This is a genomic window from Pectobacterium artocarpous (assembly GCF_046159765.1).
Classification (GTDB): domain Bacteria; phylum Pseudomonadota; class Gammaproteobacteria; order Enterobacterales; family Enterobacteriaceae; genus Pectobacterium.
The window spans coordinates 64,660-90,928 of sequence record NZ_JBJXVK010000010.1 but is presented as its reverse complement, the minus strand read 5'-3'; the positions used below and the strand labels follow the sequence as shown (position 1 = coordinate 90,928).

21 protein-coding genes and 2 pseudogenes are annotated in these 26,269 nt (G+C 54.6%); 9 read left to right on the top strand and 14 right to left on the bottom strand.

Annotated elements, in window-relative coordinates; genetic code table 11:
* Positions 1-21: 21 nt before the first annotated feature.
* The 3 genes from ACKQAD_RS08645 to prlC form a co-directional block, all read right to left on the bottom strand.
* A complete protein-coding gene (locus tag ACKQAD_RS08645; protein ID WP_409159783.1) occupies positions 22-1,917 on the bottom strand; it encodes a bifunctional metallophosphatase/5'-nucleotidase in 1,896 nt (631 codons plus the stop codon).
* A 152-nt stretch (positions 1,918-2,069) separates the two neighbouring features.
* A complete protein-coding gene (rsmJ, locus tag ACKQAD_RS08640; protein ID WP_409159782.1) occupies positions 2,070-2,816 on the bottom strand; it encodes a 16S rRNA (guanine(1516)-N(2))-methyltransferase RsmJ in 747 nt (248 codons plus the stop codon).
* The gene (gene prlC / locus ACKQAD_RS08635; RefSeq protein WP_409159781.1) at positions 2,813-4,855 is read right to left on the bottom strand and encodes an oligopeptidase A; all 2,043 of its coding nucleotides are present in this window, start codon (positions 4,853-4,855) and stop codon (positions 2,813-2,815) included. The genes rsmJ and prlC overlap by 4 nt, the downstream gene beginning before the upstream one ends.
* A gap of 499 nt (positions 4,856-5,354) precedes the next feature.
* Between prlC and ACKQAD_RS08630 the strand changes: the two genes are divergently transcribed.
* A complete protein-coding gene (locus ACKQAD_RS08630) occupies positions 5,355-5,639 on the top strand; it encodes an energy transducer TonB (protein ID WP_409159817.1) in 285 nt (94 codons plus the stop codon).
* On the opposite strand, the gene ACKQAD_RS08625 is transcribed toward ACKQAD_RS08630, so the two are convergent.
* Positions 5,636-5,929 carry a DUF2623 family protein gene (locus tag ACKQAD_RS08625; protein WP_409159816.1) on the bottom strand — a complete coding sequence of 98 codons (294 nt, stop codon included), beginning with the start codon at positions 5,927-5,929 and terminating at the stop codon, positions 5,636-5,638. The two genes, ACKQAD_RS08630 and ACKQAD_RS08625, sit on opposite strands and share 4 nt — an antisense overlap.
* A gap of 65 nt (positions 5,930-5,994) precedes the next feature.
* Between ACKQAD_RS08625 and ACKQAD_RS08620 the strand changes: the two are divergent.
* Positions 5,995-7,685 (top strand): annotated as a pseudogene (locus ACKQAD_RS08620) (Hsp70 family protein).
* 40 nt (positions 7,686-7,725) lie between these two features.
* Here the strand turns inward: ACKQAD_RS08620 and ACKQAD_RS08615 are convergent.
* Entirely contained in the window at positions 7,726-10,431 is a 2,706-nt protein-coding gene (locus tag ACKQAD_RS08615; protein WP_409159780.1) for a J domain-containing protein, read from the bottom strand.
* Positions 10,431-11,159 carry a DUF1266 domain-containing protein gene (locus ACKQAD_RS08610; protein WP_409159779.1) on the bottom strand — a complete coding sequence of 243 codons (729 nt, stop codon included), beginning with the start codon at positions 11,157-11,159 and terminating at the stop codon, positions 10,431-10,433. The genes ACKQAD_RS08615 and ACKQAD_RS08610 overlap by 1 nt, the downstream gene beginning before the upstream one ends.
* Positions 11,160-11,387: 228 nt before the next feature.
* On the opposite strand from ACKQAD_RS08610, the gene ACKQAD_RS08605 reads away from it, so the two are divergent.
* From ACKQAD_RS08605 to ACKQAD_RS08585, 5 genes and pseudogenes are all read left to right on the top strand, one after another.
* Positions 11,388-12,230 carry a 23S rRNA (adenine(2030)-N(6))-methyltransferase RlmJ gene (locus tag ACKQAD_RS08605; RefSeq protein WP_409159777.1) on the top strand — a complete coding sequence of 281 codons (843 nt, stop codon included), beginning with the start codon at positions 11,388-11,390 and terminating at the stop codon, positions 12,228-12,230.
* Between the two features lie 128 nt (positions 12,231-12,358).
* Positions 12,359-13,714, top strand: coding sequence for a glutathione-disulfide reductase (gene gorA, locus ACKQAD_RS08600; RefSeq protein ID WP_409159776.1), 1,356 nt, complete (start codon positions 12,359-12,361; stop codon positions 13,712-13,714).
* A 345-nt stretch (positions 13,715-14,059) separates the two neighbouring features.
* A pseudogene (locus tag ACKQAD_RS08595) lies at positions 14,060-14,225 on the top strand (IS256 family transposase); the annotation flags it as partial.
* A 601-nt stretch (positions 14,226-14,826) separates the two neighbouring features.
* Complete coding sequence (gene hutC, locus ACKQAD_RS08590) at positions 14,827-15,588, top strand: histidine utilization transcriptional repressor HutC (RefSeq protein WP_409159775.1); 762 nt, start codon at positions 14,827-14,829, stop codon at positions 15,586-15,588.
* Positions 15,585-16,163, top strand: a complete 579-nt coding sequence (locus ACKQAD_RS08585) for a HutD/Ves family protein (protein ID WP_409159774.1) — start codon at positions 15,585-15,587, stop codon at positions 16,161-16,163. The genes hutC and ACKQAD_RS08585 overlap by 4 nt, the downstream gene beginning before the upstream one ends.
* On the opposite strand, the gene ACKQAD_RS08580 is transcribed toward ACKQAD_RS08585, so the two are convergent.
* Genes ACKQAD_RS08580 through ACKQAD_RS08545 form a run of 8 tightly spaced genes read right to left on the bottom strand, consistent with a single transcriptional unit; the run spans position 16,150 to position 23,932 of the window.
* Positions 16,150-16,917: an enoyl-CoA hydratase/isomerase family protein gene (locus ACKQAD_RS08580; protein ID WP_409159773.1), complete on the bottom strand. Its 768-nt coding sequence runs from the start codon at positions 16,915-16,917 to the stop codon at positions 16,150-16,152. The two genes, ACKQAD_RS08585 and ACKQAD_RS08580, sit on opposite strands and share 14 nt — an antisense overlap.
* A complete protein-coding gene (locus ACKQAD_RS08575; protein WP_409159772.1) occupies positions 16,910-17,806 on the bottom strand; it encodes a 3-hydroxyacyl-CoA dehydrogenase family protein in 897 nt (298 codons plus the stop codon). The genes ACKQAD_RS08580 and ACKQAD_RS08575 overlap by 8 nt, the downstream gene beginning before the upstream one ends.
* Positions 17,807-17,826: 20 nt before the next feature.
* Complete coding sequence (locus ACKQAD_RS08570) at positions 17,827-19,023, bottom strand: CaiB/BaiF CoA transferase family protein (RefSeq protein WP_409159771.1); 1,197 nt, start codon at positions 19,021-19,023, stop codon at positions 17,827-17,829.
* Positions 19,016-20,575 (bottom strand): HAL/PAL/TAL family ammonia-lyase, encoded by a 1,560-nt coding sequence (locus ACKQAD_RS08565; protein WP_409159770.1) that lies wholly within the window; start codon positions 20,573-20,575, stop codon positions 19,016-19,018. Before ACKQAD_RS08565 ends, ACKQAD_RS08570 begins: the two co-directional genes overlap by 8 nt.
* A 13-nt stretch (positions 20,576-20,588) precedes the next feature.
* Positions 20,589-21,476, bottom strand: coding sequence for an ABC transporter substrate-binding protein (locus ACKQAD_RS08560; RefSeq protein WP_409159769.1), 888 nt, complete (start codon positions 21,474-21,476; stop codon positions 20,589-20,591).
* Positions 21,477-21,509: 33 nt separating this feature from the next.
* On the bottom strand, positions 21,510-22,190 hold the full coding sequence (locus ACKQAD_RS08555; RefSeq protein ID WP_409159768.1) for an ABC transporter permease: 681 nt from the start codon (positions 22,188-22,190) through the stop codon (positions 21,510-21,512).
* A 3-nt stretch (positions 22,191-22,193) separates the two neighbouring features.
* Complete coding sequence (locus ACKQAD_RS08550; RefSeq protein WP_409159767.1) at positions 22,194-22,838, bottom strand: ABC transporter permease; 645 nt, start codon at positions 22,836-22,838, stop codon at positions 22,194-22,196.
* Entirely contained in the window at positions 22,835-23,932 is a 1,098-nt protein-coding gene (locus ACKQAD_RS08545) for an ABC transporter ATP-binding protein (RefSeq protein WP_409159766.1), read from the bottom strand. Before ACKQAD_RS08545 ends, ACKQAD_RS08550 begins: the two co-directional genes overlap by 4 nt.
* Before the next feature lie 501 nt (positions 23,933-24,433).
* On the opposite strand from ACKQAD_RS08545, the gene hutU reads away from it, so the two are divergent.
* A complete protein-coding gene (gene hutU / locus ACKQAD_RS08540; protein ID WP_409159765.1) occupies positions 24,434-26,110 on the top strand; it encodes a urocanate hydratase in 1,677 nt (558 codons plus the stop codon).
* Positions 26,111-26,266, top strand: a complete 156-nt coding sequence (locus tag ACKQAD_RS08535) for a hypothetical protein (protein WP_409159764.1) — start codon at positions 26,111-26,113, stop codon at positions 26,264-26,266. It begins immediately after the preceding gene.
* Positions 26,267-26,269 lie beyond the last annotated feature (3 nt).

Genomic DNA, 26,269 nt, shown 5'->3' with positions numbered 1-26,269 from the left:
CGTGCGGCAAGGGAGCGTCGGTTAATTAATGGCCGCGATAATCGTCAACCGATCGTTCAGCCGCTGTTTGGTCAACGCATCGGTGGCGCTGTCGCGCTGTTGCGTCAGTTCCGCCACGCGTTTCTCTCTCTGTGCGGCATTCGGCAGCAGCAGGGATTTCACGTTGATGGATTGCACGTTGCTGTAGCGGCCATCGTCTGAGGTCGGTACGCTGATTTTTCCGCTGTTGAGCAGCGATTCGACAATGCCGCGTTCGCGTTCATAGCCCTGCAATCCTGCCAGCTTCCAGCGCTGCGGCACCGTTCCTTCATACTGACCTTTTTTCACCTCGGTGAGATAACGAATGGTCAGGTTACGAATCGTCCCTGCTTCTTCGCCATATTCCACTTTGGTATCCGACAGTACCGGGAACTGCATACCTTCCAGCACGCCGCCTTTCTGCGTTAAGTGGCCCATACGGTAGCTGTTCATACCCAGACGAATCGGCATGTCGTCGGTAACCGGCGTACCGTTATTCATTTTCAGGTCAGTAATACGCTGTCCGGCGGGTTTCGTCAGATCGATGGTGTACGTCACGCCGTCGAAGAAATCATTGGTAGAATACTTGGACGCGCGGCGTTGCGGATTGAAGCTGTAAGTGACATCACCGTCCTGTAGCTGATTGAAATAACCCGCTGACCATTCCATGTATTTCTTCAGATCTTTTCCAGTGAGTTGGTAAACCGTGATCTCACCACCAGCATATTGATAGTTAAAGGCAATGTCCTTCGCGGCGATGGTGCCGACGTTCAGCTTAGGCCGATCGTTATCAATTTGCAGTGCGATAACCTGTGCTTTAGGGGCGTAATGACGGCTGGCTTCCTGGAACAGTGCGCTGATGCCTGTGTCCTGCACGTGTACCTGAGGAATGCCTTTCACGGCATCTTGCGGCACCAGATCGTGCCCGAGAAGCTGTGCGATCGGACGGTTGGCGTTGGCGCGCAAGGTGTTGTGATAAGGCTCATAGATGTCTTCCATCTTGCGGTCAGAATCCACGTCCTTAATCGCATAAGTATAACTGTCTTTGTTGATCAGCACGTATTTGCCATTCTGTTGTTCAAACTGCAAATCGATGCGCGACAGGGCGCGACCATATTTGTCCGGTTCGGTGACAATCACGCCATTTATCACCTCTTTATCCACTTTTACGTGCATATGACCCGCGACGATGGCGGCTAATTCAGGGTTTGCGCGAGCAATGTCGCCTACACCGGTTCCCGGCCGCTGGTTCTCGTTATCGATTCCCATATGGGCGACCAGAACGATAGCATCGACCTTATCGTGGATGTGCTGAATAACGGTTTTTACCGCCCCGACAGGATCGGTAAAGTTCAACCCTTTCACACGGTCAGTACCCTTGGCGAACTCTGCGGTCATCGGTGTATCCATACCGATGATGCCAATCTTCACGCCCTGCCGTTCGACAATTTTATAGGCAGGTAAGTAAGGTTTACCGCTCTCCCAAAAAATGTTGCCCGCCAGCGCGGTGCCGTTGAACTGGTCGAGAGAAGTGGAGAGCACGTTCAGGCCGAAATCGAACTCGTGGTTGCCCAGAACCCAAACGTCATAGTTCAGCGCGTTAAAACCGAGGATCATCGGGCTGGTTTTGTCATTTTTGAAGGTTTCGACAAAGTTACCCTGAATCGTATCGCCCGCATCAACCAGAATCACGTTAGGCTGCTGTGCGCGAACCTTCTGCACCTGTGTCGCGATCTGGCTCAGGCTGCCCGCCATGTTGGCAGTATCAGTGGCGTAATCCCAGGGAACGAACGTGCCGTGCAGATCAGATGTCCCCAGAATCGTAATATTTACCGGTTCCTGAACGGCCATCGCAGAGGTACTCAAACAAAGCAGAAGTGACAAAAGCGTTTTTTTCATTATGTCATCTTAGTGTAATGAGAAGTCATAGCGCGGAATTATGCGATTTGCTTCTCATTAGTGCCACAGACTTTGCAAAAGCAGCGTAGGAAATGCGAAGCAGGCTAAGTTCTTAGTCGCCGATACGCTTAGCGTCGCGGCGACGAGATTTCTTAGGCGGGAAGATAGAAATCAAAACGGTGGCTTTTGGTTTCCAGCATGGATTGTGCCGGTACGCCGGCCAGCGGCGGCGCATAGTCCGGTCGCTTCACCACAACGCGTTTTTTCGCCAGCGCGCGCGCGGGTTCCAGCAGCGCATCGGCGTCGTCATCCGCACCTACCAGCGACTGAAATACCCGCATCTCTTTCTTCACCAGCGCGCTCTTTTGTTTGTGTGGGAACATCGGATCGAGGTAAACCACATCCGGTGGCGGCGTGATATCGCGTAGCGCGGTCATACTCGACGCGTGCAGCAGCGTCAGCCGTTCTTGTAACCACGGGCCAATTTCTGCGTCCCGATAGCCACGCTGCAACCCGTCGTCCAGCAACGCCGCAACCACCGGATTGCGTTCCACCATACGTACCCGACAGCCTAGTGCCGCCAGCACAAAAGCATCGCGCCCTAGCCCGGCGGTCGCATCCACGACATCCGGCAGGTAATCTTTTTTGATCCCCACGGCTTTAGCGATGGCCTCTCCACGTCCGCCGCCAAAGCGACGACGATGTGCCATTGTTCCGGCGACGAAATCGACGAAAATAGCGCCGAGCTTTGGCTCATCTTGCTTGCGCAATTCCAGACGTTCCGCCGTTAGCACCAGCGCCATCATCGTATCAGGATCGGAAACTAGCCCCCAGCGCGCGGCCAGAGAAGATAAGGCGCCAGTATCGGCGCCTTCTTCTGCGATTAGGCAGATGTTCATCCCTTGATGCCGTAATGCGCGAGCATGGCATCCAACTGAGGTTCACGGCCACGGAAGCGTTTGAACAGCTCCATCGGCTCTTCGGAACCGCCGCGGGTCAGGATGTTATCCAGGAACGACTGGCCGGTTTCACGGTTAAAGATGCCTTCCTCCTCGAAGCGGGAATAGGCATCGGCTGCCAGCACGTCGGCCCACAGATAGCTGTAGTAGCCTGCGGCATAACCACCCGCAAAGATGTGGCTGAACGCGTGCGGGAAACGGCCCCAGCTCGGGCTTGGCACCACCGCAACCTGTGCTTTGATTTCGGCCAGCGTCGGCAGAATCTGTGCGCCTTTCACAGGATCAAACTCGGCATGCAGGCGGAAATCGAACAGGCCGAACTCCAACTGGCGCAGAATGAACAGTGCGGCCTGATAGTTCTTCGCCGCCAGCATTTTATCCAGCAGTTCCTGCGGCAGAGGTTCACCGGTTTCATGGTGACCAGAAATAAAGACCAGCGCTTCAGGTTCCCAGCACCAGTTTTCCATGAACTGGCTCGGCAGTTCGACCGCATCCCACGGTACGCCGTTGATGCCTGCGACACCGGCGGTCTCGATCTGGGTCAGCATGTGGTGCAGGCCGTGGCCGAATTCGTGGAATAGCGTGGTGACTTCGTTGTGCGTGAACAGGGCCGGTTTGCCGTTGACCGGACGGTTAAAGTTACAGACCAGATAAGCGACCGGTTTTTGCAGTTCGCCGTTGCCTTTACGCAGTTTACCCGCGCAGTCGTCCATCCAGGCTCCGCCGCGTTTGTGTTCGCGGGCGTACAGATCAAGGTAGAAGCTGCCGCGCAGTTCACCGCTTTCATCGAACAGGTCGAAGAAGCGTACATCCGGATGCCATACATCCACATCTTTGCGCTCTTTGGCGGTGATGCCGTAGATTCGCTTAACCACTTCGAACAGGCCGTTCACCGCGCGGTTTTCCGGGAAGTACGGACGAAGTTGCTCATCGCTGATGGAATACCGGTGTTGTTTCTGCTGCTCGCTGTAGTAGGTGATATCCCAGGCCTGCAATTCATCTACACCGTAGTGTTCTTTGGCGAAGGCACGCAGTTGTGCGAGTTCTTCTTCAGCCTGTGGACGTGCACGTTTCGCCAGATCGGTCAGGAAATCGAGTACCTGCTGCGGGTTTTCCGCCATTTTGGTTGCCAGCGATTTATGCGCATAGCTGTCGAAGCCCAGCAACTGTGCCAGCTCATGGCGTAGTGCCAGCTCTTCCGCCATGATTTCACTGTTGTCCCATTTGCCTGCGTTCGGCCCCTGATCGGAAGCGCGGGTGCCATAGGCGCGATACATCTCTTCGCGCAGCGCCTGATTGGTGCAGTAAGTCATTACCGGCAGGTAGCTCGGAATATCCAGCGTCAGCAGCCAACCGTCTTGTTCTTTGGCTTCCGCCTGTGCTTTGGCCGCTGCCAGCGCGCTTTCCGGCATGCCATCCAGCTCAGCGACATCGGTAATCAGCTTGCTCCAGCCCATGGTGGCATCCAGCACGTTATTGCTGTACTGCGAACCGAGTTCGGACAACCGAGCAGAGATTTCGCCGTAGCGTTTCTGCTTTTCCGGCGACAGGCCGATACCGGACAGTTCAAAATCACGCAGCGCGTTATCAACGGATTTCTTCTGCGCCACGCTGAGCGTGGCGTAATGCTCGCTGTCGCGCAGGTTGCGGTAAGCCTGGTACAGGCCGGCATGCTGGCCGACCCAGGTACTGTGTTCAGACAGCAGCGGCAGGCACTGTTCGTAAGCGCTGCGCAGCTCCGGGCTGTTCTTCACCGCGTTCAGGTGACTGACGGGGGAGAAGATGCGGCTAAGACGATCGTCGTTGTCTGCCAGCGGCTGGCATAGATTATCCCATGTAAACGGCCCCGCTTGTGCCACTACACGCTCTACCGTCTCGCGGCATTCATTCAGTGCGGATTTCACCGCCGGGACAATATCTTCAATTTTGATGCTGGAGAACGGGGGCAGGGTAAATGAGGTCAGTAATGGATTCGTCATGGGGTCGTCCTGATAATTGTGGGTGATATCGTTGCCGATCGATTCTTCATCTTGCCGTTCCAAACGGGCTACTGTGGGCAATCCGTTGAAGAGAGAAATGCGACAAAGCGGATATCTATTGCAGATAACTTACTAAGATGAGGTCAAGCGTCGTGAAAATCAATGGTGGAGGGGGAGTTGTTCGTGACCAAAGGGGCGTTTTGCGGCTACGGAGAAGCCTCATTGCTCACCTGAACTGGGGCGGTAACGCCGCGTTGAATGCGTTTTCCTGAAAATGCTTGCTATTTTTCTGCCCGATTTTGTTTTTCGCATGACCTACCTGATGTGTCTTTTTTTAATATTTCAGGGTAATGACAATGGCGATAAACAATCATGATGGCGGACGCATCGCGCATAAACCCGCCCTGGCGGTGGCGCGGGCTGCTCATCAGAGCCTGTCGACACTTAATGGTATGCAGCGCCGCCGCGTGCTAAAGGCGTTGCGGACTGGAGCAGTAAACTGCTGGCACACCTGAGCCGCTATAAACGCTATCCCGCGCAGGCGGCGAGACAGCGATTGCAGGGCGTCGCTCAGATTCGCGTGACGTTGGATCGGGCGGGGAAGGTTCTGGCTGTCTCACTAGCCAGCAGCAGTGTGACACTGCTGGATAAGGAGTCTGTCGCCTTACCGCAACGTGCACAGTCGCTTCCGGCTCCGCCAGTAGAAGTGATTGGGGATAACGCGCAGCTTACTCTTACTATCACGATCCCTATTAGTTTTGATTTACGCGAAGCCAGCCGCTAGCGAGCGATGTGGGCATCATAGTCTGCATAAAAAAATCGAATCGCATAAAGGTTGCCTTGTTCAGTAAAGAACTCTGCGACCCTCTCTCGTTCGAGCCCGTAGCGGCGTGACAACAACCCGGCCTCGAAGGCGGCCTGCTGACGGTCGCCTTTGGTTTCCGCCAGATTATGAGCATAGCCGCAGATATAGCTGCGCCGATAATTGCAGCAGTAAGGGGAGGTGTCGTTGGTAGATTTTAAAAATATTCCTGAATCCGTTGGGCGCGGTCTTTTCCTGAACAAGACGTATATACTATTGCCCTGCTTCCTGAATGGGACTGGGTCTTTGTACGGAATGGTTAATAAGGAATAACAGCATGATGCACCCGCAAGATGCTTCTCCGGCAATTGGTATCGATCTCGGCACGACAAACAGCCTGATTAGCGTTTGGCAAAATGGCGAGGCACGCCTGATACCGAATGCGCTGAATGACAACTTCACTCCTTCGGCCATCAGCATTGATGACGACGGCAGTATGCTGGTGGGCAAACCCGCTATTTCCCGTTTAACGACGCATCCGCAGGTATCGGCGTCGCTGTTTAAGCGCTACATGGGAAGCAAGAAAACCTTCAGACTTGGGGACAAAACGTTCTCTCCTGCCGAACTGTCAGCCATGGTGTTGAAATCACTCAAAGCCGATGCGGAAAGTTATCTCGGGTACCCCATCAAGGATGTGGTGATCTCCGTACCCGCCTATTTCAGCGATGAACAGCGCAAGCAGACGCGTTTTGCGGCGGAACTGGCGGAGCTAAAAGCCGTTCGCTTAATCAATGAACCTACCGCCGCCGCTATGGCTTACGGCTTACACACGCAGGCGCTGGGGCGTACGCTGGTCTTCGACTTAGGCGGCGGTACTTTTGACGTCAGCGTGTTGGAATATACGTTTCCGTTGATCGAGGTACACAGCTCGGCGGGTGACAACTATCTGGGGGAGAGGATTTCACGCAAGCGATAGTGAAAAGCTGCCTGAAAGCGTGGAAGCTTGAGGAGTCGGCGATTTCTGCGACGGATCTGGCACGTCTTTACAGCCATGCCGAAACGCTGAAATGTCAGCCCGGTTTTCCTTCCCAATCAAATGAATTCGTGTGGCACTGGCGCGAGAAAGACTGGTGCATTGTGCTGGATGATGAAGAAATCGAAGCGGCCTGGCTGCCGCTGATGAACCGCATTCGTGCGCCGATAGAACAGGCGCTGCACGATGCTCGCCTGAAGCCAGAGCAGTTAGATCATGTGGTACTGGTTGGCGGAGCATCAAAGATGTCGATTATCCAGAAGCTGGTGGTCCGGCTGTTTGGCAAATTACCTTATCAGCATCTGGACCCAGATACCGTTGTCGCCAAAGGCGCGGCGGTACAGGCTGCCTGTCGGCTACGCGAGCAGGATATTGAAGAAGTGATTCTGACGGATGTCTGCCCGTACACCCTTGGAATTAAGACCGCCAACGATAAGCAAAACGGCCTGTTTTCCCCGATACTTGAGCGCAATACGGTGGTGCCGACCTCGCGGGTAGAGACGTTTTCCACGGGGTCACCCGGACAAGACAACATCTGCATTGCGATCTATCAGGGGGAAAGCCCCTACGTCGATAACAACGTGTTTATCGATGAATTTATCATGCCGATAAAAGCGAAATCGTATAAGCAATCTGTTGAGGTGCGTTTCAGCTATGACATCAATGGGCTACTGGAAGTCGATGTGAATCTGCCGGACAGCGGCGATAACTTCACGAAAGTGATCGATCGCAGCCCGACGGGGTTGAGTGCTGAACAACAGCAGAAAAGTCGCCAGAAGTTGCAAGCGCTGAAGATTCATCCCAGAGACAATCTGATGAACCGTAACCTGCTGGCTCGGCTGGAAAAAGCCTGGGCGCAGACGCGTCTGGAAGAACGTGAGCAGATCGGCTTCTGGCTGCGCGATTTTGAACAGGTGCTGGCGGGGCAATATGCCCCCGCCATTAACGAAACGCGGCAACGTATTGAGCAGTATCTGGATGAGGTCTCTCGTTGACGTTTAGGCGGCACGCGCTGTGCCGCCCGAATCATTCGCGTCAGGTGGTTGTGGCGTCGGTTTTCTTACCCGTTGGTGGCGCGCCGAATTGGTTCCAGCGGTTAATGCTTGGCGCCAACAGAGGGAGCAACAGAAATATCGGTATCAGGATGCTAAAGACACTCATCCCCCACGGCGTACTGGAACCGATATCGTTATAGCGTCGACGCGCAGCAATCAGCAAATTGAGCACGATGAGCACCATCAGCAGCCCTTCAATATAGGGCGGCGGCGATCCTATCCAGTCGTTTGCGCGATAGAGAAAATAACTTCCCAACCCGCCCTGCATCAGGAAACCAAGACGGCCAATACGAGCGTTCGTGCGCCAGAACTGCCACCAGTAGCTCTTTTTAGCCTGTGATGCTTTGAACAGGCGTTCGCGCCGATCGGCGCATTGCAGCAGCACTTTTGCGACCAGCCTCAGCGTCACGTCTTCATGTGGGTAGGACACATGCTCGGCCAGGAACGTCTGTTCGCTGTTATCGAACAGAAAGGTGCCATTCTGCGCACAGCGCTGAATCAGCTTGCCGATGAGCGTGACCCGTTTGTCATTGGAGAACTGTTTTAGTTGTTTTTCCAGTTCATCTGACCCTTCGGTAAAGGCGGTGCGAATCGCGTCTTCCTGCTCCATTTCCACGGGAATCGCGGCTAACTGTTCAAGGTGTTGTTCGGTCTGTTCCTCTTCTCCCATAAGGGCATAAAACGCGTGGAAAAAGATCTGGTAAATGATGGGCGATGTCGCCAGCTCCGTTCGCCAGTGTTCATCATGAAGATAAAAATGGCTCGCCGCAGACTCGCTATAAATCTCTCCGCTGCTCAGATATTCCTCAATAGAGACAGGGACGTTCATCCAGCAGTGATAGTGCAGCGGGTCGATAAGATCGAGCTGCTTTTTTAGTGGTGTGACGGCATCGCCATCGCGGCATTCCGCCTTGCGAAAGCGCCGGGAGAGTGAGTGTGCAGGGTGGGTTAATGCCAGCTCTGGCAGCACCGACTGGTGCGGTAAGCCCAGACAAGACGCTGGATCGGTCATCATTAAGGCGATCAGTATCGCCTGTCTCAGCTCGTCTCTGGCGCTGAGATCCTGCGGCTTCTCCACCCCTTGTGGCACCAGAGAGGCATCGCACTCGTAGCGTGCGGACAGCTTGACCAGACAATCATTGATCGGGTCGATTTCCTCCGTATGTATGCCGCTGTTATACAGCTTGTTCAACTGATTCAGTGACAGCGGACGCCATTGCCGCAGCCAGGTTTTCGCTTGAAGGCAGGCGGAGGATTTCTGATTGGTAAACGCGCTGGGCAACTCCGCTTCTGACGGCGAATACAGCCACTCCGTGAAAGCATGAATCGCGCCGGAGGTTGCCAGCCAGGATAAACGCTGTGTTGCCTGAAACTGCAATCCCTGCAAGATCAACGCATACAGCGGCTCGTCGGGCAACGGCTGTTCCAGAATGTCCTGCAACAGGCGCTCATTCCCCACGGTTAACATGCTGGCGTGCCAATACAGCCGATCCTGAATCGCGTCCCCGCTGTGTTGCAGGTGCTGATAGATGCTTTGGAGATCCTGTTTTCCCAGTTTCCAGCGGGCATAGCTTTCTGCCATGGGCGACAGCGGCAGTTTCAGCGCTTCTCCCCAACGTATCAGCATTTGGGTGTTGTGCTGTGAAATAAAGAAACGCTGACGCGGATCGTCCAGCGCTAACCCCGTCAGATCTGGCGCTGGCGTGGTGTTAAACGACTGAATCAATAAGGGAAGCGTATCCGGCTGATGTTGTTTACACCAGTCGATCAGCCACTGCTCCGCCTGTGCATGGTGAGTGTGCTGATAAAGCGTCAGCCACAGCGTGAAGGCGTGTTCGTTCTCTCCGGTAAGTGAACACAGCATGGCGCTGAGCGAGAGCCATTCCGCATCGTGCGGGGCGGCGTCCAACTGTTGCAGGCAGTAATCACGCAGTATGGCGCTAGGGACGCCTGCATGGCTGTGCCAGCGTGCGAGTTTTTGCATTAGCGCCGGGCTGTCAGGCCAATAAATCGCGGTCGGGTTACGCAGCAGCGTGCCCAGCATCAACGCCGGACGATTCCAGTACGTTCCATTCGCCTGTTGGAAATAGAAGATAGTTTCCAGTTGTGCGGGCAGACTCAGGTGCGACAACAGGGAAAAATCGAAGAGATCGTCGTAGTCGAGTGAGTCGAGGAAGTGACGAACATCGTCGACGCCATCGCCTGACAGCTCTCCCTGCCGTTGCTGCCAGCGCAGGCGTTCGGCCAGTGTGCGGACACAGCGGGTGGAGAGACAAGATTCGCGCATCAGGCGCTGGAGCAACGGCCAGCGAATGCGATCGATCACCTCAAAAGTGTGCTGATTCAGCAACTGAATGTAGTGTTCCCAATGCAGTGGGACGAAGCGCTCGGCTGGATTGTTTAACAGCTGATCAAATGCAGCGACAAGCGTATCTGCCTCGGGATCGGCATGCTCGGCGGCTGGAGGAGCGTTGTGTGATTCGGCGGCGGCGTGTTCTTCATTGCCCGACGGTATGGGATTCTTCGCCAACTTGCAGGCGGTATCGTACGCGTCACGTAGCTGCTTAAAGCCCTCGGGGTCGGTTTCCGGGTGAAACTGCGGTATTTTTTGACGATAAGCCTGGCGGATAGCATCCAGCTCCTGCGTCGGCTCAATGCCTAATCGCTCCCAACACTGTGTGTCCATTATATTTCCGCTTCTGGTAAGGACTCGGGCTTATCCATTTCTATCGGATCAACATCCCAGTCGAGGTCATGAATCGGGCAGTCCGGGTGGGCGTAGAGCGTGCCGATTTGGTCAATGTAGTCAGGAATCTGGCTACAGTTGCTAAAAATGTAGCGCTGGCATTCCGGGTCTTCCTCATCCCAGGAAAGCCAGTAAGTGCGGCCGATCAAGAACGCGGCGTAATAATTCTCCCAACTGCGGTAATAGTAACGCGCCCTGTCGGCCAGACGGGTATGAATCCAGAGGTTCTCTTTTTCACTAATCCAGCCGTTGAGTAATCCGATGCGGCTCAGAAAACTCATGCGGCCCAGATCCCAGGCACGGATCCCGCCTTCACCGCATAGCGCCGCTGTTTCGGCCACCAGCGCGAGCGCACCCTGTGCTTCTTCCGATTGATTGGCGCAATGTTGTTGCCATTCGGATGCCGTCAGGTGGTGCCAAAGTTGATAGTCATACGCCAGACGCTCGGCGTGGCCGCTGTCTGTCATATCGTTAATCATGGAGATCAACCCTGAGCGGGAGGTAATCCCCCAACTGTCGCTCAGACTGATGGTTTCGCCGGGCTCATAGAAGGTCAGGTCGTGGAAGCGGGCGCCGTACTTGATATTGAGTGCGACCATCGGGGCGGAAAGCGCCATCAGCCAGCGCTGATATTCAGGTTCCATCAGAATAATGTCCAATTCCATCATGGTTAGCCTGCGATCGTACTTTATGTCTCTGAATATCGGTAGCTTTCAATCGAATGAAAAACGGCCATGTTTCACAATTTACTGATTTAATACGATAAAAATGGCGGGTTTGCGGGGCGGTTCGCAGGGTGGGGGGTTGTTTCGGTATTGAGGGGATATTTTCCGCCGCAGGCGGTTATACTGTCGGTTAATCGACGTTATTTATAAAAACCTCACCGGAAAGCAAGCATGTTAAGTTACCGCCACAGTTTCCATGCCGGCAATCACGCCGACGTGCTGAAACACACTGTTCAGAGCCTGATCATCACCGCCCTGAAAGAGAAAGAAAAACCTTTCCTGTATCTGGATACCCACGCGGGTGCCGGCCGCTATCAGCTTAGCGGCGAACACGCCGAGCGCACAGGCGAGTATCTGGATGGCATCGCGAAAATCTGGCAGCGTGACGACATTCCGGCTGAACTCGACCCTTACATGCAGGCGGTACGCACCTATAACCACAACGGCCAGTTGCGTTATTACCCCGGTTCCCCGCTGATTGCGCGTCAGTTGCTGCGTGAGCAGGACAAGCTTCATCTGACCGAGCTGCACCCCAGCGATTTCCCGCTGTTGCGTAATGAATTTCAGAAAGATTCGCGCACCAAAGTGCTGCGTGACGATGGTTATCAGCAGTTGAAATCCCAGTTGCCGCCGCTTTCCCGTCGCGGCTTCATGCTGATCGACCCACCGTATGAGTTGAAAACGGACTATCAGGCCGTGGTGAAAGGGATTCAGGAAGGGCACAAACGTTTTGCCACCGGCGTCTTTGCGCTGTGGTATCCGGTGGTGCTGCGTCAGCACATTAAACGCCTGCTGAAAGAGCTGGAAGCCACGGGCATTCGCAACATTCTGCAAATTGAGCTGGCGGTGCTGCCGGACAGCGATCGCTACGGCATGACGGCGTCTGGCATGATTGTGATTAACCCGCCGTGGAAGCTGGCAGCGCAGATGAAGAGCGTGCTGCCGTGGCTGCATAGCGTGCTGGTACCGGAAGGCACCGGCCATACGCTGGTGGAGCAAATCGTACCGGAGTAATACGCACGGTTGTGGTGGGAAACACGGTCAGTTTTTCCTATCGCAGCCATAGGCATAACCTTTATGAGGCGTATGGCTCTGGCGTTACACTCTAGGCAAATTTTACTCACTTAAGCATGGATACACTGATGACCAAACACTATGACTACCTTGCTATTGGCGGCGGCAGCGGCGGTATTGCGTCTATCAACCGCGCGGCGATGTATGGACAAAAATGTGCGTTGATCGAAGCAAAATATCTGGGCGGCACCTGCGTCAACGTCGGCTGTGTGCCGAAGAAAGTGATGTGGCATGCGGCGCAGATTGCCGAAGCGATCCATCAGTACGGGCCTGATTACGGGTTCGACACCACGGTGAACCAGTTTAACTGGGGCACGTTGGTCAAGAACCGTAGCGCCTACATCGATCGCATCCACCAGTCCTACGACAACGTGCTGGGTAAGAACAAGGTCGATGTCATCCACGGTTTTGCCCGCTTTGTCGATGCGCACACGGTGGAAGTGAACGGCGAAAAAATTACGGCTGACCATATCCTGATCGCGACGGGCGGTCGTCCGGTTCACCCTGACATTCCTGGCGCGGAGTACGGTATCGATTCTGACGGTTTCTTTGAGCTGGATGCATTGCCGAAGCGTACTGCTATTGTTGGTGCAGGCTATATCGCGGTAGAGATTGCCGGCGTGCTGAACGGACTGGGGTCTGAAACCCACCTGTTTGTGCGTAAGCACGCGCCGCTGCGCAGCTTTGATCCGCTGATTGTCGATACGCTGGTGGAAGTGATGAACACCGAAGGGCCGACGCTGCATACCGAATCAATCCCGAAAGCGATTGTGAAGAATGCGGATGGCAGCCTGACGCTGGAGCTGGAAAACGGTCAGTCACAAACCGTCGATTGCCTGATTTGGGCGATTGGTCGCGAACCCGCGACGGATAACCTGAACCTGAGCGTCACTGGCGTGGAGTTGAACGACAAAGGTTACATCAACGTCGATAAATTCCAGAACACCAACGTTCCCGGTATTTACGCGGTAGGTGATAACACCGGTGCCGTCGAACTTACGCCGGTTGCCGTGGCGGCGGGGCGCCGTTTGTCCGAGCGTCTGTTTAACAACAAGCCGGATGAGCATCTGGACTACAGCAACATCCCGACCGTCGTCTTCAGCCACCCGCCGATTGGCACGGTCGGGCTGACCGAGCCACAGGCGCGTGAACAGTACGGTGACGATCAGGTGAAAGTGTATAAATCCGCCTTCACCGCGATGTATACCGCTGTCACGCAGCACCGCCAGCCGTGCCGTATGAAGCTGGTTTGTGTGGGTAAAGAGGAAAAAATCGTCGGCATCCACGGCATTGGTTTTGGTATGGACGAAATGCTGCAAGGCTTCGCTGTCGCCGTCAAAATGGGCGCGACCAAGAAAGATTTCGACAACACTGTCGCCATTCACCCGACGGCATCGGAAGAGTTTGTTACCATGACACGTTAGTGTAGAAAAATCATACCAACACCGTTTAACTCTGAAAAACTGGCTTAAAAAGCCAGTTTTTTATGGTTTGCAGATCAAGGTGGTATAACTTTTACCACTTTCTGTATTGTGGGATTTGGTTAGGAAAGAAACAAATTAGTCATGCACGTAAAACTCACAAAATTCTGCCAGTCAGCCTGGACTCTTAGAAGTGCGTCCAGGGTAGCCAATACGCCAGCCATGAGTAGCAGTCGTTCCTGAAATCACATGGGCAGGAAGGCAGCAGAACCGTCGTGGTAACTGCCACGGCAACGCAGTTGCGGAAATACCTTTTTTAGTTATCCGCGCCCGATATCCGCAAGGCGATTAAAGAAACGAAAAGTGTTTCCAACGGATGACACCGTGCGGAAAGTGGTTTATCTGGCGATACAGTCGGCGTCGAAAAAATGGAGCATGCCAATCCAGAACTGGCGGCTGGCGATGAGCCGTTTTTATTCTCGAGTTTGGTAACCGCCTGAACGACCACCTTTAATCGGATGGCAATTACACCGCATTATTTACAGCGTTGGGGTGTTTTTTTATAAAATATAATCAATGAATTACATTCTTAATGTACGTTTTCGTTCCATTGGTCCTCAAACGCCTATCGGGAGTGTGAGATTCATTGAAATCCCTGTTTTAACCTGAATCCTGATCCTGAATGGGGTGCAGGTTGGGTATTTTAATATTAATGTACGCATACATTAATATTAATGGGGGATAAGCCCTCTCTCCTTATCTCATGTTTTCTTCACATAAGTTGGCATCATTACCTAGGCCGCCAACTGTTTCATCTCCTGAATAAATGCCTGAGTGGTCGGTTCTTCTTTAGCATGATGTCCCTCCTCAATCACCCAGCGTCCACCAGTCATTACGGCACCGCGTTCTTTTCAAGCGCAGTAATGATGCCTTCATCGGACACGGTTATGCTGATGTTATTTGCTCAGCCATCAGGCAACAATGCTTTTTCTGCCAACCAGACTGCCATCTTATCACCTTATTTTCAGTGTATTTGAAATGTATATACATATGCATATATATACATCCAATAGGTCATGGAGTAAACTGGCAAAGTCGCAGATGAGGAATGATTTATGGCGCGTAGTGACCGGTCAAATACGGATTTAATGGATGAGCTACCTGAACATCCAGCCCCCCTTTATGAAAGGGTAAAAAACATGATCAAAACCAATGTCCATAGTGGCGTTTGGCCGGTGAACTTTCGGGTGCCTTCCGAGAGTGAACTGGTTAGCCAGTTAGGATATAGTCGCATGACGATCAACCGGGCATTACGCGAGTTGACCGCTGAAGGTTTACTGGTGCGAATGCAGGGCGTCGGTACGTTTGTCGCCGAGGTTCGTGGGCAGTCGGCGCTACTGGAGATCAACAACATCGCCGATGAGATAGCCAGCAGGGGCCACCGGCATCACGCGCGGGTGCTGGAGCTGACCCAGTTACACGCCGATTCCCAGCAAACGCTGGTGCTTAATCTTCCCCGGGGCAGTCGTCTGTTCCATTCCCTGATTTGTCACTACGAAAATGGCGTGCCGATAATGCTGGAAGATCGGCTGGTCAATGCGTTGATCGTCCCGGACTACCTGCAACAGGACTTTACTCGCGTCACGCCAAATGCCTATCTTTCCTCCATTGCGCCCATCGTGGAGGGGGAACATATTATCGAAGCGGTGAACATTAGCCGAGTCGAGTGCGCCTATCTGGAAATTGATGAGCACACGCCCTGCCTGCAGGTTAACCGCCGTACATGGACCGGACGCCAGGATAAAAAAATCGTTACCAGCGTGCGTCTGGTCTACCCGGGATCGCGCTACCGTCTGGAAGGGAATATGCGGAAATGATCCGGCACCTGTCCTATGAGCAATATACGGAGATGTTGTGGAAAAACGGACAAGGGGTCACCCATGAAGTGTTGCGTTATCCCGACAGTGAACGGTACGTCTGGCGTATCTCTATCGCTACCATCCGTACCGACGGGCCTTTTTCCTGTTTTCCCGGTTATTTGAGAAATATCAGCGTGCTGGAAGGTGCCGGGATGTACCTGACCATTGACGGCCAGCGCAGCGCTTTCATACCGCCATTTCAGGCCAGCGATTTCCACGGCGACAGCGAGGTCTCATGCCAGATTAGCGGCGGTCCGTTGCTTGATTTTAACGTTATCTATGATGCCGCCACGGTACGGGCGGCCGTGCGTTGGATTGACGGCGGGGAGTGGACACATCACGCCGGAACACTGCTTCTGTTCAATGCCGGTGAGCCGTTGGAAATCATGGCTGGCGCGCAGGACTATTGCCTGCAACGCTACGACAGCTTGCTGATCGACGAACCGACAGCGGTTGCCCTGATGCGCCGAGCGGAAACTCGCCTGGCTTGTGTCAGGCTCAGCGCTCCCGCAACACCGATTAACGCCCGGTAAATTGCGGCGTTTGCTTGTTTTTAAACGCCGCCAGCCCGATGGCCCGATCGTCGCTGTCCGCAATCAGCGCCGACAGCGCACGCTCGTAAGCCACCCCAGCGCTAAGAGGCATTTCGTAGCTGGCATTGACCGCTTTCTTAATCATCAGCACCGCCAGCGGGGCCGCCTGGGCAATCTGTTTTGCCAGGGTCAGCGCACGTGTTTCCAGCTCTCCGGCAGGGACGATCTGACTGATTAGTCCCGCCTGGCGCGCCTCTTCTGCGCTAATGCGCCTTCCGGCCAGCAACATTTCCATCGCCAGCGATTTTCCCACCGCCCGAACCAGACGCTGCGTTCCTCCGGCACCGGGGATAATACCGATATGACTTTCCGGTAAACCCAACTGCGCGCTGCCGTCGGCGATGACCATGTCGCACAGCAGCGCCAACTCCAGGCCGCCGCCCAGCGCATAGCCGGAGACGGCGGCAATCAGCGGTTTTTCGATGCCGGCAATCTGGTCCCATTTTTCACTAAAGCCGCTGCGCCACAGCTCGGTGGACGATGCTGCCGCTAGGGTGCCGGTATCGGCACCGGCAGAAAATGCGCGCGGGGTACCCAGCAGCACAATCGCCCGTATCTCCGGTTGCTGGTCAAGATGTTTTAACGTGCTGATCAGAGCGTCCAGCATCCCGGCGGTGAGGGCGTTATATTTTGCCGCGCGATTCAAAGTCACAATGGCGACAGCCTCGTCATAACGACAGAGAATTTCACTCATTTTCGGCGTTCCCGTCCATCAGGCTTTTTACCCGCTTATCGCGCTGTTGCATGGCGGTAAGCGCACTATCGTCGGGCCATGAGTAGAAACCCGCGCCGCTTTTGGCCCCCAGTTTACCGGTGGCGATGGTCTCTTTCAGCCAGTCCGGTAACGTGCTGCTATTATCCAGCGTCGGCAGCAGGATCGCGGCGACTTTCTCGACCGTATCCAGCCCGGCGAAGTCCATCAGCTTCATCGGCCCCATTGCCGCCCAGCGCGGTGCCAGGGTGCGCTGTACGGCGCGATCAATGTCTTCCACCGATCCAATACCGGCACTCACCAGATACAACGCCTCGCGCAGCATGGCGTATTGTAAACGGTTGATAATGAAACCAGGGATATCCTGATTTACGGTGATGGTCTCTTTGTCGAGCTGCTGACAAAGTTCCCGAACCTGTCGGCAAATGGCCTCGCGGGTTTTTTCGCCGCGAACAATCTCAATCATCGGCATAATATCCGCCGGATTAAACCAGTGCATGCCAATTAGCCGCGAGGGATCCCGTAACGCGGTTGCCAGCAGAGAAATAGAGACGCTAGACGTATTAGTGGTCAACAGACAGTCTGCGGAAACCTGTTGTTCAATGGTTTGCAGCAGCCTCTGTTTCAGCGTTACATCTTCGGCCACGTTTTCCGAGACCATATCGGCATCCTCCAGGCAGGTTTCCAGCCGGCTACTGTAGTGAACCGCAGCAGTGACGCCCAGCGACTCAATCAGCGAGCGGGCCGTTTGCAGCGTCTGCGTCGAACGCGACCACAGACGGACGTTAAAGCCTGCGCGTGCCATGACTGCGGCGATACGCGCCCCCATGGTCCCCGCGCCAATGACCGCCACGTTTTTAATGACCGGCATTTCTCCCTCCGTTGGTTAGGTTAAATGACGCCCTGCGTTTGCAGTTGCGCTAAGGTTGCGTCATCCATACCAAGGATGTCGCGTAAAACGGCATGCGTGTGTTCTCCCAACTGGGGCGGGAGCAATGCCGGTTCCCCGCAGGCACCGCTCATTTTTACCGGTTGCGGCACAATTGAGATATTCCCGGCCTGCGGATGGTAGACTTGCTTAACTAGCTCGCGCTGCCGGGCATAGTCGCTGGCGAGAATCTGATCCAGCCGCAGCACCGGTGAGGCTGGTACCCCGGCAATATCCAGTAGGGACTGTGCCTGACTGACGGTTTTATCCGCCAGCCAGCGTTCAATCTCTTCGCGTAATAGCGGCTGATGAGCCAAGCGCTGCGGGTCGCTGGAAAAACGGGGATCATCGGCCAGCGCAGGCTGTCCCATCGCTGCCGCCAACTGGCGAAAGAGTTTGTCGTTAGCGACGGCGATCACAAGATACCCGTCCTGCGCGCGGTAGCTATCCATTGGCGCGCTGATTGGGTGCGCGTTGCCCAGCCGGCCGGCCGAGGGTTGTCCGCCCATCCATTGGGTTAATGAGACCATTTGCAACGTGACCATGGTATCGAGCATTGAAACGTCCAGATGCTGGCCTTTACCACTGAGGCCACGCTGTAGTAAGGCCGCCAGAACTGCCCAACTGCCGTATAGCCCGGCAACCACGTCGCCGATGGCGTCGCCCACGCGAGTCGGCTCACCGTCCGCCCAGCCGGTGACCTGCATAATGCCGCCAATCGCCTGGATGATATGGTCATAGGCGGCTTTGTGCGCTAGTGGCCCCAACTGACCAAAGCCGGAAATACTGACGTACACCAGGCGCGGATTTATTGCTTGCAGCGTCGGGTAATCAATGCCAAGGCGTGCGGTGACGCCGGGGCGAAAATTCTCGACCAGCACGTCTGCGCTGGCGACCAGTTGCTTCAGGATCTCCAGCCCTTGCGCGCTTTTCAGATCAAGGGTGACACTTTTTTTGCCGTGATTGAGCTGCATGAAGTAACTGCTCTCGCCACCAATATGCGGCGTGAAGCGGCGCGAATCATCCCCGCTGCCTGGCATTTCTATCTTAATCACCTCTGCGCCGAGATCGTTCAGCAGCGAAGCGCACCACGGCCCGGCCAGCACGCGGGATAAATCGAGCACCCGCACGCCGCTCAGCGCTTGTAATGACTCAGTCATGATTTATCTCCTCAAACAGGGCGTTTAGCTGGCGGCTCAGAACACCGCTGGCAATCAGATCGCGTAGCGCGTGCATATCCGGGTAGAGCGCGGTATCGCTGTTGCGGAACGCCACTTTCTGGCGTACCAGCGACAGAGTAAGTTCCGTCCCGGAGGATGCGCGTAGCGGTCGATGAAATTCAATGGCCTGGCAGGCGCACAGCAGCTCAATGGCCACAATATCCACGGCATTTTCTACCAATTTCATGGCCTTGCGGGCTGATGATACGCCCATGCTGATATGGTCCTCTTGTCCGGCGCAGGTAGAGACGGTATGCACGCTGGCAGGCGCGGCCAGGCTGCGGTTATCTCCAGCCAGCGCGGCGGCAACATACGGCGGGATCATCATGCCGGAATTGGCGCCGCTAGCGCCGACCAGGAAAGCAGGCAGACCACTGAGATGCACGTTGGTAATGCGATCGGAACGCGCCTGCGAGGCAGTACTCACCTGGGCAATGGCCACGGCCAGCGCATCCAGCGCCAGCGCCAGAGGTGCGCCATGGCCGTTGCCCCCCGGCAGAATAACCAGCTCATTGTCTTCGATTAAAAATACCGGGTTATCGGTAACGGAATTCAGTTCGATGGTCACAATCTGGCGGCAGTGAGCCAGTTGATCGCGAACGGCGCCGTGGATCTGCGGAATGCAGCGCAGGCTAAGCGCATCCTGTACCCGGTGATTGCGATACTGCGCAAGGATCTCGCTATCGCGCAGCAGGCAGCGCAAAATACGTGCGGTTTCCTGTTGACCGTCGTGCGGGCGCAGAGCATGCAGGCGGGCATCGTAGCCGCGCGTATTGCCTTTCAGGGCTTCCAGGCACATGCCGCCCGCCATATCGGCTACTGGCAGTAATTGTTCAAAATCGCCTATTACCAGGCAGGCCAGGGCGGTAATTTCATAGGTTCCGCTGATTAAGGCATGACCTTCACGAGGGCCAGGCGTTCGCTTGACGATCCCGGCCCGGGCTAGCGCTACGTCAGACGGCAGAAGTTGGCCCTGATACCAGCACTGTCCTTCGCCGAAAACCGATAGCCCGATGTGGGCAGTGGCGATCAGATAACCCACCGAGCCGCCAGAAGGTGACCACGGGGTAATGCGTTGATTGAGCATCTGGCACATGTGGCGCGCCAGCTCAGCGCTGACGCCGCTGTATCCCTGTAATAGCGATTTCAGCATCACTGCCATCAGGGCGCGCACCTCCCGTTCCGGGAGAGCCGGCCCCATGCCGCAAGCGTGGCTGCGCAGCATGTTCATTTGCATCAGGCCAATCTGGTCTGCGGATAGACGTTTGGTCACCAGATCCCCGACACCGGTCGTCAGACCGTAAATCACTTTGCCGTCGGCAATGGCGTGGTGAATATAGCGGCTCACATGATCCATATGTGTCAGCGCTTCAGGATCCAACATGACCGGCGTGCCGTCAGCGATACGTACCAGCTCTTCGATAGTGGTCGTCGTTCTGCCTAAAATTACGGCATCCTGATGCTGTTCGGGAGAAGAGGCGTGTGTCGTCATCTGCAACCGTTCCTTATTTGTTAAGACCGTGTTTCACCAGCCATTGATGCGCGACCTCATCAATGTTGGCGAATTCACCAAGCTGTTCGTTCATGGCAATCAGGTCTTTGGTGGTCAGTTGCGCAGAAACCTTATTCAACGTACTTTCAATTTCTGGGGTCAGCACGTTGCTGGCGACAATCGGCACAATATTCTGCGCCGCAAACAGGTGTTTCGGATCGGCCAGTGCGACAAAGCGGTCTTTTTTGATTTCTGGCGTGGTGGAGGTTAAATCAGCGACCTGAATCTGGTTATTTTTCAGCGCGTTGATTGTCAGCGGGCCGGCGACATCCAGCACTTTGAAGTTTTTGAAGTTTAGGCCGTATACATCACGCAGACCGAGAACACCTTCGTGGCGAGTTTTCCACTCGGCCGGGCCGCCGAGCACCAGTTCGCCAGCGATCGGCTTCAGGTCATCAATCGTTTTCAGGTTGTATTTTTCGGCCGTTTTGCGGGTCACCGCCAGGACATCGCTGTTTTGCGCCGTCGAGAGGTTAAGCATCTTCACGTTCTTCGGCAGTTTACTCATCAGCGAACTGGCAACATCTTCCGAGCTGTGGGCTTGATTGGTGGCATCCAGGTAGCTCAGCAGCGCGCCGCTGTACTCGGGGATAACAGTGATGGAGCCGTCTAACAGCGCTGGGATATAGACCTCGCGGCTGCCGATATTGAGTTTTTTCTCTACTGGGATATGTTGCGCTTCCAGCGCGTGAGCGTAAATGGTCGCCAGCAGTTGGTTTTCCGGAAAATCTGCTGAACCGATAATCACTTTCGTGCTCGCCGCGGGCACTGCCCAGACAGAAGAGGCGACAGACAGCATGGCGGCACTGAACAGCGTCAAATAGCGTTTTTTGATATTCATCGTATAAACCTTCTGTAATTAAAGGGCTGGACATCACTGGTTTTTGGTTCGTCGGGAAAGACCCGGCGATACCATAATTTTCTCGGAGAAAGAGAAAAGGAGATCGATGAGCAGAGCCAGCAGTGCGACAAGCACCGCCCCTGCGGTCATCTGAGCAAAATCGTTCGCCGCCCGTCCATCGATAATCAATCGCCCCAGTCCGCCCAGCGATACATACGCGGCAATGGTCGCGGTAGAGACGATTTGCAGGACAGCGCTGCGAATTCCGGAGATAATCAGCGGCGTGGCGCAGGGCAGTTCCACCTGCATCAACACCTGAAATGGTGTCAGACCAATGCCGATAGCCGCATCATGCACGCTGGGATCAACAGAGCGAATCCCGGCGTGAACCCCTAGTGCCACTGGAGGAAGCGCCAATACCACCAGCACGATAATGCAGGGCAGCATGAAGGCCAGATCCGACTCAAACCAGCTCGACATCAGGATCACCAGTAAAATAATCAGGCCGAATGAGGGCAGGGAACGCAGGGCGTTGGTGGTGCCGATAAGCAGTGCTTCGCCTTTTCCTGTGTGCCCGGTGTAGCAACCGATTGGGAAGGCAATAGCAATCGCGATAACCAGCGCCGCTGTGCTATAGGCGATATGCTGCAACAGTAAAGGAACGATGCCATCATCGCCGAACCAGTGGCTGAGATTGAAAAACCATTCAGACATACATCATCCTCTTTTCGGTTGCCAACGGCATAACGCACGGGTGGCTGCGACCACCAGATAATCCAGCACAAACGCCAGCACAATACACAATGCGATGCCCGCGATGATTGGCGTCAGAAACTGTAACTGGAATCCCTGAGTAAACAGAGAGCCGAGCTGCGGAGCCCCTATCAGCGCGGCAACAGAGACAATGCTGACGTTAGAAACCACCGCCACACGCATGCCTGAACCAATCACTGGTACGGCGAGTGGCAGATCGATCTGGAAAAATTGCTGTATTGGTTGGTAACCCAACGCAAAGGCAGATTGGCGGGTATCGGTGGAGACGGAATCCAGTCCGTCGCACACGGTGCGCACCAGCAGAGCAAAGCTATAAATCGTCAGCGCTACCACTACGTTAATCGGGTCGAGGATTTTCGTGTTCAATAGCGGCGGGAGCAGGACAAACAGCGCCAGAGACGGAATGGTATAAAGTAAACCGAACAGGTTGAGAATGATGTTTTTTACCCTCGGCATGCTATATACCGCCCAGCCGGCTGGAATGGCCAACAGCAGGCCAATCACAATCGGCGTAATGGATAAATAGCAGTGCCAGAGTAATAAATTGAGGATATGGTCTCTTTGCCCCCACAGCCAGTCAAATCTCATGATTCCTCCTCGGTCATTGATTTACAGGCATCCAGAACATCCTCAAGAGACAGCGTTCCCACCAGAGCGAGCCGTTCGTCAACCACCACTGCACGATGACATGGCGAGCTCAACGCGGAGTCCAGCAACTGGCGCAAGGTGCCGCCTTGCGGGCAAAACGTGGCGCCAAGGTTGATAGCTTCCGGGACAATCGCCGCAACCTGCTGTCGGGTGTCGAACCAGCCGCAGACTTTACCGTTGTGGGTGACCAGCAGCCAGTGCTGGGTGGTGAGGCTCCGAGCGTGGGCAGCAGGGGTGCCTATTTCCACCGTCAGTTCTGCTTGCAAGCCGGGCAACAGGTCAGAGTGGTGGAAGCTCAGTTTGCGATAGCCACGGTCGCGGCCAATAAAATCGGCGACAAATTCACTTTGCGGCGAGTTGAGTAATGCCCCAGGGGTAGCCAGTTGTGCCAGTTTACCGCCGGGTTTGAGAACCGCGACCTGATCGCCAAGTTTCATGGCTTCGTCAATATCGTGAGTGACCATAATAATGGTCTTACCCACCTCTTTTTGAATGCGCAGGAATTCTTCCTGCAATTGCTCGCGAATGACCGGGTCGACGGCGCTGAAGGGTTCGTCCATAAGCATAAATTCCGGATCAGAAGCCAGCGCACGAGCCACGCCAACACGTTGTTGCTGACCACCGGAAAGTTGCCACGGGTATCTCTTCGCCAGTTGCGGAGACAGGCCGACAACGTCCAGAAGTTCTGCCGCTCTGGCTCTGGCTTTACTTTTCACCACGCCATTAAGGATGGCAGTAGTGGCGATGTTGTCGATGATATCTTTATGTGGAAACAGCCCGGCGTTCTGAATAACGTAGCCAATCCGTCGCCGCAGTTGCACCACATCCATCAGCTTAGTGGCTTCGCCATTAAGCAAAATGGTGCCGGAGGAGGGTTCCACCAGTCGGTTGATCATCCGTAGCGATGTGGTTTTGCCACACCCGGAAGGCCCTACCAGAACAGTAATCTTACCGCTCGGCGCAACCAAATCCAGGCCATCCACCACTACCGTGCCATCGTCGTAATGCTTGGTCACATTATTAAAAGTAATCATCGTCACGCCTTATGGTCATCGTTCTGTCGTACTGGTAAAACGTCCGTGTAAAATCATTTATGTATATTGTTGTATGTACAACAGGCAAATTAAATGCCATAACATTAATTTTTTATTTTTTTATTTTTTAATTTATTAAATAACAATTAGTTAATTTATTTCTTGGGAGAAGGGTGAGTGGTGTTCATTGGCTGTATTCGGTATACACAGCGCGTGGTTTTGTTGTTTTTAGGTAAAATCTATCGTTTTTTGCATCAATTTGGTGTGAAAAATAAAATATAACGCACAAAATTAGTGCATTTAAAGCGAGGGTTTTATTTTTCATTAATTTTTTTTGAAAAAATATTTTTATATTATTGTTTTTATTGGGTTTAAAATAAAATCGTCATTTTGGCATTATATGTGCTTAGCATGTATATACATGTAGGGGTGTTTTTTTAAAAAGATGCCATTTTTCAGCGAGCATCTCTCCGATTTAATAAAAGACAGAAGGTGAAGCGCATGAGCAGTGAATTTTTCCGTTATCGTGATGTTGAAATCAGGGCACCACGCGGTACCACGTTAAATGCTAAAAGCTGGCTGACTGAAGCCCCACTACGGATGTTAATGAATAATCTCGATCCTGATGTGGCTGAAAATCCCAAAGAACTGGTGGTATACGGCGGTATTGGTCGGGCGGCCCGTAACTGGGAATGCTACGACAAGATAGTTGAGACCCTGAAGCAGCTCAATGATGATGAAACTCTGTTGATCCAGTCCGGCAAACCGGTGGGGGTTTTCAGAACCCACAGCAATGCACCGCGTGTGCTGATCGCCAACGCCAACCTGGTACCGCACTGGGCCAACTGGGAGCACTTTAACGCACTGGACGCCAAAGGGCTGGCGATGTACGGCCAGATGACGGCCGGGTCGTGGATCTATATCGGTAGCCAGGGCATCGTACAGGGCACTTACGAAACCTTCGTGGAAGCCGGGCGTCAACACTACAACGGTAGCCTGCGTGGGCGCTGGGTGCTGACTGCTGGCCTCGGCGGCATGGGTGGCGCTCAGCCGCTGGCCGCTACGCTTGCGGGAGCGTGTTCGCTGAATATTGAATGCCAGCAGTCGCGTATCGACTTCCGCCTGCGTACCCGCTATGTGGATGAGCAGGCGAGCGATCTGGATGATGCACTGGCCCGCATCGCCCGCTATACCGCAGAAGGGAAGGCGGTATCTATTGCCTTGCACGGCAATGCAGCGGAAATTTTACCGGATCTGGTCAAACGCGGCGTGCGTCCAGATATGGTGACCGACCAGACCAGCGCCCACGATCCGCTCAACGGCTACCTGCCGCTGGGCATGAGCTGGGAAGAATATCGCGCCCGCGCGCAGTCTCATCCGGCGGAAGTGATCAAAGCGGCGAAGGCCTCGATGGCCGAACACGTTATAGCGATGCTTGCCTTCCAGAAGCAAGGGGTTCCTACCTTCGATTACGGCAACAATATCCGCCAAATGGCGAAAGAGATGGGCGTGGAAAATGCCTTTGATTTCCCGGGCTTTGTGCCTGCATATATCCGTCCGCTCTTCTGCCGGGGGATTGGCCCGTTCCGCTGGGCGGCGCTTTCCGGTGAGCCGGAAGATATCTACCGTACCGACGCGAAAGTGAAAGAGCTGATCCCGCATGATGAGCACCTGCACCACTGGCTGGATATGGCCAGAGAGCGCATCAGCTTCCAGGGACTGCCGGCGCGTATCTGTTGGGTGGGGCTGGGGCAGCGCGCCCGACTGGGGCTGGCTTTTAACGAAATGGTGCGCAGCGGCGAACTGTCAGCACCGGTGGTAATTGGCCGCGACCATCTGGATTCTGGCTCCGTCGCCAGCCCAAACCGGGAAACCGAAGCAATGCAGGACGGCTCCGACGCGGTTTCCGACTGGCCGCTGCTGAATGCCTTACTGAACACCGCCAGCGGGGCGACCTGGGTTTCTCTGCACCACGGCGGCGGCGTGGGGATGGGATTCTCCCAGCACTCTGGCGTGGTCATCGTCTGTGATGGCAGCGACGAAGCGGCGGAACGTATCGCCAGAGTGCTGAGCAACGATCCGGCGACCGGAGTAATGCGTCACGCCGATGCGGGTTACGACATCGCGATTGAATGCGCTAGGGAACAAGGGCTCAACCTGCCAATGATTGCGGATTAATTGCCACGGCGAAGCGGACGCGACGGCAAGGGTTCCCCTTCGCCTCTGGTGGCGCTGGCGGTGATTATCGCGCTGGCGATTCCGGCATCGCTGTATTACATCTTGCGCAAAATTCAGACCACCGACGCGGAGGCTGGTACTGCGATAACTCGTTAAGGA

Bases quoted from the DNA above. Each gene is read 5' to 3' on its own strand.
- ACKQAD_RS08645 (WP_409159783.1), bottom strand. From the start codon at position 1,917: ATGAAAAAAACGCTTTTGTCACTTCTGCTTTGTTTGAGTACCTCTGCG.
- rsmJ (WP_409159782.1), bottom strand. From the start codon at position 2,816: ATGAACATCTGCCTAATCGCAGAAGAAGGCGCCGATACTGGCGCCTTA.
- prlC (WP_409159781.1), bottom strand. From the start codon at position 4,855: ATGACGAATCCATTACTGACCTCATTTACCCTGCCCCCGTTCTCCAGC.
- ACKQAD_RS08615 (WP_409159780.1), bottom strand. From the start codon at position 10,431: ATGGACACACAGTGTTGGGAGCGATTAGGCATTGAGCCGACGCAGGAG.
- ACKQAD_RS08610 (WP_409159779.1), bottom strand. From the start codon at position 11,159: ATGATGGAATTGGACATTATTCTGATGGAACCTGAATATCAGCGCTGG.
- ACKQAD_RS08605 (WP_409159777.1), top strand. From the start codon at position 11,388: ATGTTAAGTTACCGCCACAGTTTCCATGCCGGCAATCACGCCGACGTG.
- gorA (WP_409159776.1), top strand. From the start codon at position 12,359: ATGACCAAACACTATGACTACCTTGCTATTGGCGGCGGCAGCGGCGGT.
- hutC (WP_409159775.1), top strand. From the start codon at position 14,827: ATGGCGCGTAGTGACCGGTCAAATACGGATTTAATGGATGAGCTACCT.
- ACKQAD_RS08585 (WP_409159774.1), top strand. From the start codon at position 15,585: ATGATCCGGCACCTGTCCTATGAGCAATATACGGAGATGTTGTGGAAA.
- ACKQAD_RS08580 (WP_409159773.1), bottom strand. From the start codon at position 16,917: ATGAGTGAAATTCTCTGTCGTTATGACGAGGCTGTCGCCATTGTGACT.
- ACKQAD_RS08575 (WP_409159772.1), bottom strand. From the start codon at position 17,806: ATGCCGGTCATTAAAAACGTGGCGGTCATTGGCGCGGGGACCATGGGG.
- ACKQAD_RS08570 (WP_409159771.1), bottom strand. From the start codon at position 19,023: ATGACTGAGTCATTACAAGCGCTGAGCGGCGTGCGGGTGCTCGATTTA.
- ACKQAD_RS08565 (WP_409159770.1), bottom strand. From the start codon at position 20,575: ATGACGACACACGCCTCTTCTCCCGAACAGCATCAGGATGCCGTAATT.
- ACKQAD_RS08560 (WP_409159769.1), bottom strand. From the start codon at position 21,476: ATGAATATCAAAAAACGCTATTTGACGCTGTTCAGTGCCGCCATGCTG.
- ACKQAD_RS08555 (WP_409159768.1), bottom strand. From the start codon at position 22,190: ATGTCTGAATGGTTTTTCAATCTCAGCCACTGGTTCGGCGATGATGGC.
- ACKQAD_RS08550 (WP_409159767.1), bottom strand. From the start codon at position 22,838: ATGAGATTTGACTGGCTGTGGGGGCAAAGAGACCATATCCTCAATTTA.
- ACKQAD_RS08545 (WP_409159766.1), bottom strand. From the start codon at position 23,932: ATGATTACTTTTAATAATGTGACCAAGCATTACGACGATGGCACGGTA.
- hutU (WP_409159765.1), top strand. From the start codon at position 24,434: ATGAGCAGTGAATTTTTCCGTTATCGTGATGTTGAAATCAGGGCACCA.